At 64.0% G+C, this 13,245-nt stretch carries 14 protein-coding genes; 13 read left to right on the plus strand and 1 reads right to left on the minus strand.

The features are described 5' to 3' along the window. Positions 1-292: 292 nt before the first annotated feature. The 9 genes from rplS to ACFX5Q_RS13305 all read left to right on the plus strand — a co-directional run bounded on the left by rplS (position 293) and on the right by ACFX5Q_RS13305 (position 9,399). Positions 293-853: a 50S ribosomal protein L19 gene (gene rplS / locus ACFX5Q_RS13265; protein WP_006202641.1), complete on the plus strand. Its 561-nt coding sequence runs from the start codon at positions 293-295 to the stop codon at positions 851-853. Between the two features lie 179 nt (positions 854-1,032). Continuing rightward, complete coding sequence (locus tag ACFX5Q_RS13270; RefSeq protein WP_404278451.1) at positions 1,033-1,467, plus strand: organic hydroperoxide resistance protein; 435 nt, start codon at positions 1,033-1,035, stop codon at positions 1,465-1,467. Then, the gene (locus ACFX5Q_RS13275) at positions 1,464-1,973 is read left to right on the plus strand and encodes a MarR family winged helix-turn-helix transcriptional regulator (protein ID WP_404278453.1); all 510 of its coding nucleotides are present in this window, start codon (positions 1,464-1,466) and stop codon (positions 1,971-1,973) included. The genes ACFX5Q_RS13270 and ACFX5Q_RS13275 overlap by 4 nt, the downstream gene beginning before the upstream one ends. Before the next feature lie 176 nt (positions 1,974-2,149). Next, entirely contained in the window at positions 2,150-2,947 is a 798-nt protein-coding gene (locus ACFX5Q_RS13280) for a transporter substrate-binding domain-containing protein (protein WP_404278455.1), read from the plus strand. Between the two features lie 270 nt (positions 2,948-3,217). Continuing rightward, positions 3,218-4,033 (plus strand): amino acid ABC transporter permease, encoded by an 816-nt coding sequence (locus ACFX5Q_RS13285; protein WP_404278457.1) that lies wholly within the window; start codon positions 3,218-3,220, stop codon positions 4,031-4,033. Positions 4,034-4,089: 56 nt separating this feature from the next. Further along, positions 4,090-4,725, plus strand: coding sequence for a class I SAM-dependent DNA methyltransferase (locus tag ACFX5Q_RS13290; RefSeq protein WP_404278459.1), 636 nt, complete (start codon positions 4,090-4,092; stop codon positions 4,723-4,725). A 504-nt stretch (positions 4,726-5,229) separates the two neighbouring features. Continuing rightward, entirely contained in the window at positions 5,230-6,639 is a 1,410-nt protein-coding gene (leuC, locus tag ACFX5Q_RS13295) for a 3-isopropylmalate dehydratase large subunit (protein ID WP_404278461.1), read from the plus strand. A 256-nt stretch (positions 6,640-6,895) separates the two neighbouring features. After that, positions 6,896-8,092 (plus strand): diguanylate cyclase, encoded by a 1,197-nt coding sequence (locus ACFX5Q_RS13300; protein WP_404278463.1) that lies wholly within the window; start codon positions 6,896-6,898, stop codon positions 8,090-8,092. Positions 8,093-8,190: 98 nt separating this feature from the next. Continuing rightward, entirely contained in the window at positions 8,191-9,399 is a 1,209-nt protein-coding gene (locus tag ACFX5Q_RS13305; RefSeq protein ID WP_404278465.1) for a diguanylate cyclase domain-containing protein, read from the plus strand. Here the strand turns inward: ACFX5Q_RS13305 and ACFX5Q_RS13310 are convergent. Beyond that, positions 9,383-9,742: a hypothetical protein gene (locus ACFX5Q_RS13310; protein ID WP_404278467.1), complete on the minus strand. Its 360-nt coding sequence runs from the start codon at positions 9,740-9,742 to the stop codon at positions 9,383-9,385. The two genes, ACFX5Q_RS13305 and ACFX5Q_RS13310, sit on opposite strands and share 17 nt — an antisense overlap. A 245-nt stretch (positions 9,743-9,987) precedes the next feature. Between ACFX5Q_RS13310 and ACFX5Q_RS13315 the strand changes: the two genes are divergently transcribed. From ACFX5Q_RS13315 to sdhA, 4 genes are all read left to right on the plus strand, one after another. After that, entirely contained in the window at positions 9,988-10,350 is a 363-nt protein-coding gene (locus tag ACFX5Q_RS13315) for a hypothetical protein (protein ID WP_404278470.1), read from the plus strand. A gap of 235 nt (positions 10,351-10,585) precedes the next feature. Then, entirely contained in the window at positions 10,586-11,005 is a 420-nt protein-coding gene (gene sdhC, locus ACFX5Q_RS13320) for a succinate dehydrogenase, cytochrome b556 subunit (protein WP_404278472.1), read from the plus strand. Positions 11,006-11,007: 2 nt separating this feature from the next. After that, complete coding sequence (gene sdhD / locus ACFX5Q_RS13325) at positions 11,008-11,403, plus strand: succinate dehydrogenase, hydrophobic membrane anchor protein (protein WP_404278474.1); 396 nt, start codon at positions 11,008-11,010, stop codon at positions 11,401-11,403. Between the two features lie 2 nt (positions 11,404-11,405). Next, entirely contained in the window at positions 11,406-13,244 is a 1,839-nt protein-coding gene (gene sdhA / locus ACFX5Q_RS13330) for a succinate dehydrogenase flavoprotein subunit (RefSeq protein WP_404278476.1), read from the plus strand. Position 13,245 lies beyond the last annotated feature (1 nt).

The raw sequence follows: 13,245 nt of genomic DNA on the forward strand, positions 1-13,245 counted from the left end.
CGGATTAGGAAGCTTGACAGGAGGGCGCAACCCCGCCCGGGACAATTGCGTGATGGCATGCGCGCAAAAAAGACAGGGCCAAGGCGTGACAAAGCGTCGAAATAGCTGTATGTGCCCGCCCGAACCGGAAGAACAATCTGCCAAGCGCGATCTTCTGGCCCGTCAACAATGACGGTGTAGTCGCCCCTGCCCGATGTCTCCGACAAAGGGCATAGCCGAGCGGTCAATGGAACTGCAAGGCGAGTGTCGGACGCTCTGACTGTCGGAAGAACAAGAAGTGGATTTTTAAGAGATGGATATCCTCCGTCAGCTCGAGGCCGAACAGGCCGCCAAGATCGAAGCCAAGCGCAAGCTTCCCGAATTCCAGCCCGGCGACACCGTGCGCGTTCAGGTCCGCGTGACCGAAGGCACCCGCACCCGCGTCCAGGCCTATGAGGGCGTCGTCATCGCCCGCTCCGGCGCCGGCTTCCAGGAAAACTTCACCGTCCGCAAGATCTCCTACGGCGAAGGCGTGGAGCGCGTGTTCCCGGTCTATTCGCCGATGGTCGAGGGCGTCGAGATCGTGCGCCGCGGCAAGGTGCGCCGCGCCAAGCTCTATTACCTGCGTGACCGCCGCGGCAAGTCGGCCCGTATCTCCGAGAACACCGGCGTGCGCGCCCGCAAGCTGAACGACGAGGAGCGTGATGCGCTGAACGCCGAGAAGGCGCGCATCGAGGCCGAGAAAGTCGCCGCTGCCCAGGCGCTGGCCGCCGAGAAGGCCGCCCAAGAAGCCGCCGAGAAGAAGGCCGCCGACGAAGCCGCCAAGGCCGCCGACGAGGCCGCCAAGGCCGCGGAAGCGGCTACCGCCGAATAAGTTTTTCGATACGCATTCTTCGGAAAGGCGGCTTCGGCTGCCTTTTTTTCGTTTGGGGGCAGGCAGAGCCCGTCCCGATGGGATCGGCTTGCTCCAGGCGGAAAATCTGCCCCAGCTTTGGTTGACTCCAATTATCTTGTACACTAAACAATCGTGCATAAAATAATTGGAGAAACGAAATGCCTGCACTCTACTCCACCGAAGCCCGTGCCGTCGGCGGCCGCGCCGGCCATGTACGGACCAATGATGGCCTGCTCAGCGTCGACCTTGCCATGCCGAAGGAACTGGGTGGCAAGGGTGGCGCCACCAATCCGGAGCAACTGTTTGCTGCCGGCTATGCGGCGTGCTTCGAAAGCGCCATGCGCTTCATCGCCGGCAAGCAGAAGCTACCGCTCGAGGACGCTGTGGTGACGGCCAATGTCAGCCTGCACCCCAATGGCCAGGGCGGTTTCGCGCTTGGCGTTTCGCTGTCGGCCGAGACGAAAGGCCTTGATCAGGCGGCCACGGAAGCGCTTGTATCGGCGGCGCACCAGATCTGTCCCTATTCCAACGCCATCAAGGGCAATGTCGAGGTAGCGCTTTCGGCAGTGGCGCTTCCGGCAAAGGCAGCATGACGACAAAGACCATAGAGAGTGCCAGCGACGTCCCGGCGGCAACCGCCGGGACTTTTCCCGTTCCGCGGCTCGACCAGCAGCTCTGTTTCGCGCTCTATTCGGCGAGCGGGCTGATGACGAAGCTCTATCGGCCGTTGCTCGATCCGCTCGGGCTCACCTATCCGCAATATCTGGCGATGCTGGCGCTGTGGGAGCACGCGCCGAGCACGGTGGGGGCGCTTGGCGCGGCGCTGGGCCTGGATTCCGCGACGCTGACCCCGCTGCTCAAACGACTGGAAGCAGGTGGTCTGGTCACGCGTCGGCGCGACGCGGCGGACGAGCGCCGCGTGCTGGTCGAGCCGACCGCCAAGGGCCATGCGCTGCGCGGGCGGATGAAGGAGGTGTCCTCCGGGCTTGCCTGCAGCATGCCGCTGGAGCCTGGCGAGCTGAAGGCCCTGCACGCGACGGTCAGCCGTTTGGTCACTCGGTTGCGGAACGCTACCGAGAATGCGGCGGATCGCGACTGATCCTCACCACGACACGATCGTTCCGGAATCCGCCGATTGAAAGCATGGGAATCCGCTATCGCGCCAAGCGGTGCAGCGGATCGGCTTGCATGGCGCTTGCGGAAAGCTAAAGTCGGCGCCGGATTTTCCTGCAAGCCCCAAACGGATGGGGGCGTTTCACGTTCCGGGAGTGTGTCATGACCAAATCGAAACTGCTGCTGGCCGGCCTGCTGGCCTGCCTACTCGCGCCCGTCGCCGCATGGGCGCAGGCGCTGCCCGATCTCGGCGGCAAGAAGGTGGTTGTGGTGACGGAAAACGCCTATCCGCCGCTGCAGTTCATCGATGCCAAGACGGGAAAACAGATCGGCTGGGAATATGACGCGATGGATGAGATCGCCAAGCGGCTGAACTTCAAGGTCGAGTACCAGAACACTTCCTGGGACGCGATGATCCAGGCGGTTTCCGACAACCAGTACAACATCGGCATGACCGGCATCACCATCAAGGACGACCGCAAGGAGAAGGTCGACTTCTCCGACCCCTATATGCGCTCGGAACAGTTCATGCTGGTGCGTGGCGACGAAAGCCGCTTCACCGACGCCAAGACCTTCGGCGCCTTCAAGGACGGGCTGATCGGCGCGCAGGCCGGCACGACGCCCTTCTACACCGCCGTCTACAGCGTGCTCGACGGCAATGAGCAGAACCCGAGGATAAAACTGTTCGAGACGTTCGGCGCCACGGTGCAGGCGCTGAAGTCAGGCGACGTCGACGTGGTGCTTACCGACGGCACTGCCGGCAAGGGCTATGTCGATGCCTCCGAAGGCAAGCTGAAGTTGATCGGCGGACCGCTCGGCACCGAGGATTTTGGGTTTATCTTCCCGAAAGGATCCGACCTGGTGAAGCCGGTCAATGCGGCGATCGCAGCGCTGAAAACCGACGGCACGCTGGATGCGCTGAACAAGAAGTGGTTTCTTGATTACAAGATGGGGCAGTGAGCTCGTCTTGGCGCGAATGATGCTCGACGGTTGTGCGTCGAAAATCCCGCTGGCATTGCGCCAGGCTACCCCCCTCTGCCCTGCCGGGCATCTCCCCCTCGAGGGGGGAGATCGGATGTCGCTTCGGTCTTCGCCAATCTCCAAAGTTGCAGGATGGGCGGCGAGGGTGAAGCTGCCAATCTCCCCCCTTGAGGGGGAGATGGCCGGCAGGCCAGAGGGGGGTGCCTTGGCGCCCGGCTTTCGGAAAGCCACCTTGATCGCTGTCGCCTGATGGCAACGCCCGCAACCTCCTCCGCCAAATCCGAGTTCCCCTGGTGGCTAGCCGTAGCCGCGACGCTTGCGCTTGCGGCCGCCGTCTTTATCGCGACGAGCGGCCTCTACGCCCAGGTTTTCGCCACCGTCGCAAAGGGCATCGGCATCACCGTCTTCGTCACCGTCATTGCCTTCGCGCTGGCGTCAGTGATCGGGCTTGGCATCGCGCTGATGGGATTGTCCGGCTCGCGTGTGCTGCGCCAGGTCGCGCGCTTCTATGTCGAGATCATCCGCGGCGTGCCGATCTTGGTGCTGCTGTTCTGGATAGCCTTCGCCGGCGCGCCGGCCTTCGTCGCTGCGTGGAACGCGCTGACAGCACCGTTGCAGAATGCCGGTATCCTCGGCGAGCTTTTGGTGCGCGACGTGTCGCTCTTATGGCGCGCCATCATGGCGCTGACCATCGGCTATTCCGCCTTCATCTCCGAAGTGTTTCGCGCCGGCATCCAGGCGGTCGAGAAAGGCCAGATCGAGGCGGCCAAGGCGCTCGGGCTGACGCGTGCCCAGCGCTTCCGGCTAATCGTGTTTCCGCAGGCAATCCGCACCATCCTGCCGCCGCTCGGCAATGATTTCGTCGCCATGGTCAAGGATTCCTCGCTGGTCTCGGTGCTCGGCGTCGCCGATATCACCCAGATGGGCAAGGTCTATGCCGCCGGCTCGTTCCGCTTCTTCGAGACCTACTCGATCGTCGCCTATATCTATCTCATCCTCACCGTCGGCCTGTCGCTGGCCCTGCGGGCGCTGGAGAAGCGGTTGCGAAACCAGCACGGGGAATAGAAGTCCGGCGAAGACGGCGCTACGATGGCAGAATGCGACCAGCTCCGGAGAGTCCCATGATCGTCGACAAGGCCAATGCGGCGCTGGATTCCGTCTATGCGGCCGATACGCCGGAAGCGCTCGCCAAGGCCTATGCGGCATGGGCCGCGACATATGACAGCGAGACCGCTTCGCTCGGCTATCTGCTGCCGTTCCTGATCACCGCCTGGGTGTCGCGCCATGTGCCATTGAGCGAAGGGCCACTGCTAGACGCCGGCTGCGGCACCGGTCTGTCGGGGCCATCTCTCAAGGCGCTTGGCTATCATGACATTGCCGGGCTCGACCTGTCCGACGACATGCTCAAGATCGCCGGCAGCCGCAATGCCTACAGCGAACTGAAGAATGCGATGCTCGGCGGTCCGCTGCCCTGGCCGGACGGGCATTTTCGCGCTTTCTTCTCCACCGGCGTGTTCACCATCGGCCATGCGCCGGCCTCCGGCCTGCACGAACTGGTGCGCATCACCAGAAAGGGCGGCCACGCCATCTTCACCGTGCGCGACCAGGTTTTTGAGGCCGGCGGGTTTCAGCTCGTGTTCGATGAGCTTGCGCAGGCGCAAAAATGGCGGCCGGTCGAGGAAAGCCCATGGTTCCGCTGCTATGCGATCGGCGATCCGGAGGCGCTGGTGAAGACGTTCGTGTTCGAGGTGCTTTGATTGGGAGGGGCTCTTGGGTTCCTCGCCCCTGCGAAGCGGGGGAGAGGTGGCCCGGCGAAGCCGGGACGGAGAGGGGGACGACTTTCGCGAAGCCAAAGCCCGGTGAGAGACCGGGCGCGCCGGACAGGCCATGATATGAAGGGCCTACCAGGCCCTGAGACAACGAATCCCCAACGCCGCGCAGGCCCCTCTCCGTCCCGGCTGCGCCGGGCCACCTCTCCCCACTTCGTGGGGCGAGGAACGCAGATCCTGAAAAGGCAGCCGCAATTGCCGAAAAGCCAAAACATTGATATGAGCAGCGCCATGGAAGAGCTTTTTGGCGATCCGGCCTACAAGGGTTTCGTGCTGCAGGACAGAAAACGCCTGCCGTCGCGATTTTCCGCGCGCGTCTGCGGCGCGCCGACCAGCCGACTTAGCTAGGCCGAACTGACCAGACCGCTTGCCGGGCCGGTTGGCTTCCGGCGCTCACCTCTTCCCCATTTTCATATCGACGGATTTACGCACATGAGCGCACCGCGCACCCTCTACGACAAGATCTTCGACGACCATGTCGTCGACCGCCAGGACGACGGCACCTGCCTGCTCTATATCGACCGTCACCTCGTCCATGAAGTGACCAGCCCGCAGGCCTTCGAAGGCCTGCGCATGACCGGCCGCAAGGTTCGGCATCCGGAAAAGACGCTGGCCGTGGTCGACCACAATGTGTCGACCTCGCCGGAGCGCAAGTTCGGCATCAAGAACGAGGAAAGCCGCATCCAGGTCGAGGCGCTGGCGACGAACGCCAAGGACTTCGGCATCGAATATTATTCCGAGAACGATATCCGCCAGGGCATCGTCCACATCATCGGCCCGGAGCAGGGTTTTACGCTGCCCGGCATGACCATCGTCTGCGGCGACAGCCACACTTCGACGCACGGTGCCTTTGGTGCCTTGGCGCATGGCATCGGCACCTCGGAGGTCGAGCATGTGCTGGCGACGCAGACGCTGATCCAGCGCAAGGCCAAGAACATGCTGGTGCGTGTCGACGGCGTGCTGCCGGAAGGCGTTACCGCCAAGGATATCATCCTCGCCATCATCGGCGAGATCGGCACGGCCGGCGGCACCGGCTATGTCATCGAATATGCCGGCGCGGCGATCCGCGCGCTGTCGATGGAAGGCCGCATGACCATCTGCAACATGTCGATCGAGGGAGGTGCCCGCGCCGGCCTGATCGCGCCCGACGAGACGACCTTCGCCTATGTCAAGGACAAGCCGCGCGCGCCGAAGGGCGCTGCCTGGGATGCGGCCCTTGCCTACTGGCAGACGCTGCAGTCGGACGAAGGCGCGCATTTCGACAAGGTGATCGTGCTCGATGCGGCGAAACTGCCGCCGATCGTCTCCTGGGGCTCCTCGCCCGAGGACGTCGTCTCGGTGCAGGGCATCGTGCCGAATCCGGAAGACATCACCGATGAGAACAAGCGCACATCGAAGCTGCGCGCGCTCGACTATATGGGGCTGACGCCGGGCACCAAGATCACCGACATCGCGCTCGACCGCGTCTTCATCGGGTCCTGCACCAATGGCCGCATCGAGGATCTGCGCGCCGCCGCCAAGGTGGTCGAGGGCAAGACCGTCAATCCGCGCGTCAACGCCATGATCGTGCCGGGCTCAGGCCTGGTCAAGGAACAGGCCGAGGCCGAGGGTCTGGACAAGATCTTCCTTGCCGCCGGCTTTGACTGGCGCGAGCCGGGCTGCTCGATGTGCCTGGCCATGAATGACGACCGGCTGAAGCCGCATGAGCGCTGCGCCTCGACCTCGAACCGCAATTTCGAGGGCCGGCAGGGCTTCAAGGGCCGCACCCATCTGGTGTCGCCGGCGATGGCGGCGGCGGCGGCGATCGCCGGTCATTTCGTCGACATCCGCGACTGGAAATAGGTACTGACCTCAGCAATCCGTTGCGAACCATGCCAAACCCCGAGACCGCAATGCGGCTCGGGGTTTTGCTCTGTTTGTTTTGATGCAATTCCGGACGGAAAACCGTTCACACTTTTCCTGGAATTGCTTTGAAGGATCGCGCCGGCGACCCGCCGATAGGAGACGATCCCTGTATATTTCCGGTGTCGTTTAACTGCTTGTTTGGGCTTGGGGCCTAACGTCTTCCCCGGCGTAAGCGAGGGGAAGTCACGGTCCTTTGGACACAGGCCTATTCATAGCGCTGCTCAATCCGACGATAGCGCTGGCGCTCGGCGGTGCGTTCCTCGTGCTGTGGTTCCATCAGCGCCACCGTCCCTATCTGGCCGTGCTGGCTGTCAGCTATACCTTCTGTCCGGCGGGTTTCCTGCTGCAGTATTTCACGCTGCCGATCGGCATGGCGCCGACCAAGCTCCTGTCCAACATATGCTTCACCATTGCCGCCTGCTGCCTGGCCGGGGCGATCGTTTCGCGTTACGGGCGGCGCGTGCCCTATGTCGGGATCGGCATTCTGGCGGGCGGCGGCTTGTCGGCGCTGTGCTGGTTCCTGTTCGTCCAGCCGGACCTGACATGGCGGATTCTCTCGATGAATTTCGGTTTCGGCGGCCTCAGCCTGCTGGTCGCCGCGGAACTGCGCACCGTGCGCAGAAATGGCCCGACGGAGATGATCCTGTTCGTGCTGGCGCTGCTTTCCGGGCTCAATTTCATCGGCCGCACCCTCGCCATCGTCGTCGTGCATGGCCCCTTCACGACCTATGACGGGTTTTATTCCTCGTCCTACTGGACTACGGCGCTGCTGTCGCAGGCGTTGCTGTCGCTGTTGATCGCGCTCTCGCTGTTTACCGCCGCCGCGCTCGACGTGATGAAGGCGCTGAAGGCCGAGACCTACACCGATCCGCTGTCCGGCCTGCTCAACCGCCGCGGCTTCGAGGAACGGGCGGCTCTGCTTCTGCGGCAGTGTGACTCGGCCAGGCTCCCGGTTGCGCTGGTGCTGGCCGACCTCGATCACTTCAAGGCGCTCAACGACCAGCACGGGCATGCGGCGGGCGACAGGGTCATCGCCGATTTCGCCGCCAAGCTGAGTTTCGCCACCGGCACGCGGGGTGCTGCCGGCCGCATCGGCGGCGAGGAGTTCGCCGTGCTCCTGCCGCTGTGCGATCTTGCTTCGGCGCGCCTGTTCGCCGAGGCGATCCGTTCGCTCTATTCGTCCGATGGCGTCGCCACCCTGCCGCCGGGTGTCAGGGTGACGGCAAGCTTTGGCGTCGCCGCCCGCACCGGCGATGAAGGGCTGGCGCCGTTGATGCAGCGCGCCGACGAGGCACTCTACAAGGCCAAGAAGAACGGCCGCGACAGCGTGCGCCTGTCCTACGAGCGGGCGGAAACCGTCTTCGTTCCGGAGAACGCCAGCGTCGGCTGAAGGCGAACGCGCTTCGGCCAACGACTATGTCATCATGCCGCCCGTTAACGTCTTTTTCGCCCGTCGATGGTTTGCTGTCCTGCGGGGTATGAAGAACAATGGGCAGCGCCGAATTCATTCTGATTATCAATCTGTTCGTCGCCGGCCTGCTGGCGGCGGCCTTCATGATGATCGCCATCCACGACGTGGGCCGCGTGTCGGCGCGCTGGCTGGCGTTCGGCTACATGCTGGGCATGGCCTATTTCGCCATCGAATTCAGCATCCCGGCCTTCGACAATGCCCGGCCGGTGGTTGTCACGGCCTTTGCCGTGTTCCTCGGCGCCACCATCGCCTTCAATGGCGGGCTGGCCCATAAATACGGTGTGACGCCGCCCTGGCCGCCGATGCTGGCCTTCTTGGCCGTCGCTTCGGTCGCGGTGTGGTTCGTGCAGGATCTGCCGCGCCATTCGCTCACCCGCATGATGGCCTATCAGCTTCCCTACGCAGCCATGCAGTTCGCGGCCCTCGGCATCGTCTGGTCGTCCAGGCAAAGGCGCGGGCGTCTCGATGCCCTGCTGATGGCCGTTCTGGCCGCCAGCGCCGCGCAATTCGCCTCGAAGCCGTTCATTGCGCATGAGCTGGGTGGCTGGGGCGCCAATCCGCAAGCCTATGGGCAGACCGTCTACGCGTTGGTGTCGCAATCGCTCGGCACGGTGTTCGGGTTCGCGCTGGCGCTGCTGGCGCTGGCGATCCTGGTGCGCGACGTGCTGGCCGAAGCGACGTCGAAGTCGGAGACGGACACGCTGTCGCGGTTGCTCAACCGCGGCGGCTTCGAGCGTCATGCCGAGATCGCGCTGAAGGACGCGGTGCGCCAGGGCGTTCCGGTGGCGCTGGTGATCGCCGATCTCGATCATTTCAAGAGCATCAACGACAGCTATGGCCATGCCGCCGGCGACCGCGTCATCGAGACGTTTGCCGGCTTCCTGCGCGAGGCGGCGGCCGAGCATCACGTCGCCGGCCGCATCGGCGGCGAGGAGTTCGCCATCATCCTTCCGGGCACCAACCTCGCGGCCGCGCGGCTGTTCGCCGAAGGCGCGCGCAGTGCTTTCGGCGCGCTGCCGATCGACAGCCTGCCGGTCGAGCATCGCTGCACCGCCAGCTTCGGCGTCGCCGAGCTTCATGCGGGCGAGGATTTTTCCGATCTGCTGCGGCGCGCCGACGAGGCGCTGTATCAGGCCAAGGGCAGCGGCCGCGACTGCGTGCGCGTCTCGGCCGGGCCGACCGCGCGGCAAGACCGCGCGATGCCCAAGGTCAGCGGCAAGGGCTGAGGTTCGGCATCTCGCCGTCGGATAGGCCGTACATATAGGAGCGGCCCTTCACGAAGACCGGCGGCTGGTAGCAGCCATGGCCCGAGACATCGTCCGATTCGTTCTCATAGATCACGTCGGGCTGGCCGGCGCCGGTGTAGTCGGACAATTCCTTGGCCAACTTGCCCTCGCCGACGATGATGCGCTTGTAGCCAGCGGCGCTGTCGATGACGAGATTGCCGAAGGAATCAGCATAGACGCGATCATGGTGTCTCAGCCCGGCATAGGCCGGAGCCGTAAAGCCGACGGTCAGCGCCGTCAGCGTGAGCGCCGCGAGGCGCAGTCTGCCCGAATTCGAACGCATGGCGTCCTCCGTGATGTTTCGACCTTTGGTCTGGGGCCTGATCGAATCGGAAATTAACCTTTTCTTAACCTTTGTTAATAGCCCGGCGACTTCCGGGGCAGGATCTTGATGAACATGGTTAATATCCTGGGCCCGGCAGCCATCTTTCGGCCATGCCCGCACCATCGCCGGCCCAGGGGCTAAGGTCTGGTGACCTTGATCTGGCGAGGCATCGTGGCTAGCTTTGCCGCGCGGGAGGACAGCATATGGCGTTACGCCGGACATTTCGGGTGGCGCCGTTGGTTTTGCTGCTCTTGGCCGTAGCGGCCTGCGTGCCGCAACACAGCGCGCCGAAGGCTGGAAATGCCGCCGCCACCACTGCCACCGACCTGACGGCGCCGCAGCCGCGCACTGCGACCTACAACTGCGCCGACGGCGGCAGGATGACCATCGAAAATCTCGGCACGTCACTGCGCGTGCTCGGTCCCGACGGCACGAGCGAGGATTTGCCGGCCTCGCCCGCCAACCAGAGCAGCCGGTTCGGCATCGCACATGACGCAATCGTGATCGACGGTCGCGACGCTCTGGTGATGAAGGGTGGAAAGACGCCGCTTACCTGCACCCGGTAATGCGGTGCTACCGGTATACCGCACTGCAGCGAACGTTGCGCCGGCTTCGAGCCGGCGCCCTAATCGATTGAAGCAAAAGACCGTCGATTTGTCAGACTAAATGACGTTTCCAAAACGATTTTCTGGCTTTGACGCGGTGCAAAAAGAGCATTAGAAACCGGCTGTCCGAAGTCATATGTAAAAGCGGCAAATGCCGCATTTATCGCGGCTCCGGGACGCCGAACCTGGGGGAGCCATGAGCAAATCACCAGCCACCCGCGCAACTGCCAGACGTGAACGGCCGCTTTCGCCGCATCTGACCGTATACCGGCCGCCGATCACGATGACGATGTCGATCATCCATCGCATCACCGGCGGCGCGCTCTATTTCGGCACGCTGCTGGTGGCGCTCTGGCTGATGGCTGCGGCGAGCACCGAGGCCACCTTCGATCTCGTCAACTGGGCCTTCGGCTCGTGGCTGGGGCGGCTGATGCTGTTCGGCTACACCTGGGCCCTAATGCATCACATGCTGGGCGGCGTGCGCCACCTGGTCTGGGACACCGGCGCCGGGCTTGAGAAGCACACCGCCTCGAAGATCGCCTGGGCGACGCTGGCCGGTTCGATCGCGCTGACGCTGCTGATCTGGATCGCCGGCTACATGGCGCGGGGAGCCTGACCATGGGCGGCAAGAATACCGATATGCGCACGCCGCTGGCCAAGGTCCTTGGTCTTGGCTCGGCCCGCGAGGGTACCGAGCATTTCTGGCGCCAGCGCCTTACCGCAATCGCCAACATCCCGCTGATGCTGTTCTTCGTCGGCTTCCTGATCGCGCTCAACGGCGCCGGCTATGCCGAGGTGCGGGCAGCGCTCGCCAATCCGTTCGTGGCGCTGATCCTGGCGCTGGTGCTGATCTCGGGGCTCTACCATATGCGGCTCGGCATGCAGGTCATCATCGAGGACTATGTGCATGGCGAGGGCATGAAGCTGGCGCTGATTGCGCTCAACACATTCTTTTCCATAGCGGTCGGCGTCGCCTCGCTCTTCGCCCTGCTCAAACTGGCATTCGGAGGCTGACGTTGGCCAAGGACGCAAAAGCCGCCAGCACGGCTTCCGCCTATACCTATGTCGACCACAAGTTCGACGTGGTGGTCGTCGGCGCCGGCGGTGCCGGCCTGCGCGCCACGCTCGGCATGGCCGAGCAGGGGCTGCGCACCGCCTGCATCACCAAGGTGTTCCCGACCCGCTCGCACACAGTGGCAGCGCAAGGCGGCATCGCCGCCTCGCTGTCCAACATGGGCCCGGACTCCTGGCAGTGGCACATGTACGACACCGTCAAAGGATCCGACTGGCTGGGCGATGTGGACGCCATGGAATATCTGGTGCGCGAAGCGCCGGCCGCCGTCTACGAACTCGAGCATTACGGCGTGCCGTTCTCGCGCACCGAAGAGGGCAAGATCTACCAGCGGCCGTTCGGCGGCCACATGATGAATTTCGGCGAGGGTCCGCCGGTGCAGCGCACCTGTGCCGCCGCCGACCGCACCGGCCACGCCATCCTGCACACGCTCTACGGTCAGTCGCTGAAGAACAACGCGCAGTTCTTCATCGAGTATTTCGCGCTCGACCTGATCATGGAGCCGGACGGCACCTGCACCGGCGTCGTCGCCTGGAACCTCGACGACGGCACCATCCATCGCTTTTCAGCGAAGATGGTGGTGCTGGCGACCGGCGGCTATGGCCGCGCCTATTTCTCGGCGACGTCGGCGCATACCTGCACCGGCGACGGCGGCGGCATGGCCGCACGTGCGGGCCTGCCATTGCAGGACATGGAATTCGTGCAGTTCCACCCGACCGGCATCTACGGCGCCGGCTGCCTGATAACCGAAGGCGCGCGCGGCGAGGGTGGCTATCTCGTCAATTCCGAGGGCGAGCGCTTCATGGAGCGTTACGCGCCGTCGGCCAAGGACCTTGCCTCGCGCGACGTCGTCTCGCGCTGCATGACGCTGGAGATCCGCGAGGGGCGCGGCGTCGGCAAGAACAAGGACCATATTTTCCTGCATCTCGACCATCTCGATCCGGCGGTGCTGCATGAGCGGCTGCCCGGCATTTCGGAATCGGCCAAGATTTTCGCCGGCGTCGACCTGACCAAGGAGCCGATCCCGGTGCTGCCGACGGTGCACTACAATATGGGCGGCGTGCCGACCAATTATTGGGGCGAGGTGCTCAACCCGACGGCGAATAACCCGGACAAGGTGTCGCCCGGGCTGATGGCCGTCGGCGAGGCAGGCTGCGCCTCGGTGCACGGCGCCAACCGGCTGGGCTCGAACTCGCTGATCGACCTGGTGGTGTTCGGCCGCGCGGCGGCGATCCGGGCTGGCCAGGTCATCGACCGCAAGGCGGCGATCCCTGCGCCCAACGAAGCTTCGGTCGAGAAGATCATGGACCGCTTCGACCGGCTGCGCCACGCCAACGGCTCGACGCCGACCGCCGTGTTGCGCGAGAAGATGCAGAAGGCGATGCAGGACGACGCGGCGGTGTTTCGCACCCAGGAGTCGCTCGAAAACGGTTGCAAGCGCATTTCGCAGATCTGGGGCGAGCTGAAGGACATCAAGGTGTACGACCGCTCGATGATCTGGAATTCCGATCTGGTCGAGACGCTGGAGCTGGAGAATTTGATGGCCAACGCCATCACCACGGTCTACGGCGCCGAGGCGCGCAAGGAGAGCCGCGGTGCGCATGCGCGCGAGGATTTTTCGGCGCGCGACGACGCAACCTGGCGCAAGCATACGCTTTCGAGGCTCAGCGAAGACGGCAAAGTGACGCTTTCCTATCGGCCGGTGCATACCGAGCCGCTGCTGGCGGAAAAGGACGGCGGCATCAACCTCGCCAAGATCGCGCCCAAGGCCAGGGTGTACTGAC

The sequence above is a fragment of the Mesorhizobium sp. IMUNJ 23033 genome (assembly GCF_044778005.1).
GTDB lineage: Bacteria > Pseudomonadota > Alphaproteobacteria > Rhizobiales > Rhizobiaceae > Mesorhizobium > Mesorhizobium amorphae_A.

Excerpts from the sequence above, each read along its gene's own strand:
- ACFX5Q_RS13310 (WP_404278467.1), bottom strand. The coding sequence starts at position 9,742 with ATGCGTTCGAATTCGGGCAGACTGCGCCTCGCGGCGCTCACGCTGACG.
- ACFX5Q_RS13290 (WP_404278459.1), top strand. The coding sequence starts at position 4,090 with ATGATCGTCGACAAGGCCAATGCGGCGCTGGATTCCGTCTATGCGGCC.
- ACFX5Q_RS13270 (WP_404278451.1), top strand. The coding sequence starts at position 1,033 with ATGCCTGCACTCTACTCCACCGAAGCCCGTGCCGTCGGCGGCCGCGCC.
- sdhC (WP_404278472.1), top strand. The coding sequence starts at position 10,586 with ATGAGCAAATCACCAGCCACCCGCGCAACTGCCAGACGTGAACGGCCG.
- sdhD (WP_404278474.1), top strand. The coding sequence starts at position 11,008 with ATGGGCGGCAAGAATACCGATATGCGCACGCCGCTGGCCAAGGTCCTT.
- ACFX5Q_RS13285 (WP_404278457.1), top strand. The coding sequence starts at position 3,218 with ATGGCAACGCCCGCAACCTCCTCCGCCAAATCCGAGTTCCCCTGGTGG.
- ACFX5Q_RS13275 (WP_404278453.1), top strand. The coding sequence starts at position 1,464 with ATGACGACAAAGACCATAGAGAGTGCCAGCGACGTCCCGGCGGCAACC.
- ACFX5Q_RS13280 (WP_404278455.1), top strand. The coding sequence starts at position 2,150 with ATGACCAAATCGAAACTGCTGCTGGCCGGCCTGCTGGCCTGCCTACTC.
- leuC (WP_404278461.1), top strand. The coding sequence starts at position 5,230 with ATGAGCGCACCGCGCACCCTCTACGACAAGATCTTCGACGACCATGTC.
- rplS (WP_006202641.1), top strand. The coding sequence starts at position 293 with ATGGATATCCTCCGTCAGCTCGAGGCCGAACAGGCCGCCAAGATCGAA.
- ACFX5Q_RS13305 (WP_404278465.1), top strand. The coding sequence starts at position 8,191 with ATGGGCAGCGCCGAATTCATTCTGATTATCAATCTGTTCGTCGCCGGC.
- ACFX5Q_RS13315 (WP_404278470.1), top strand. The coding sequence starts at position 9,988 with ATGGCGTTACGCCGGACATTTCGGGTGGCGCCGTTGGTTTTGCTGCTC.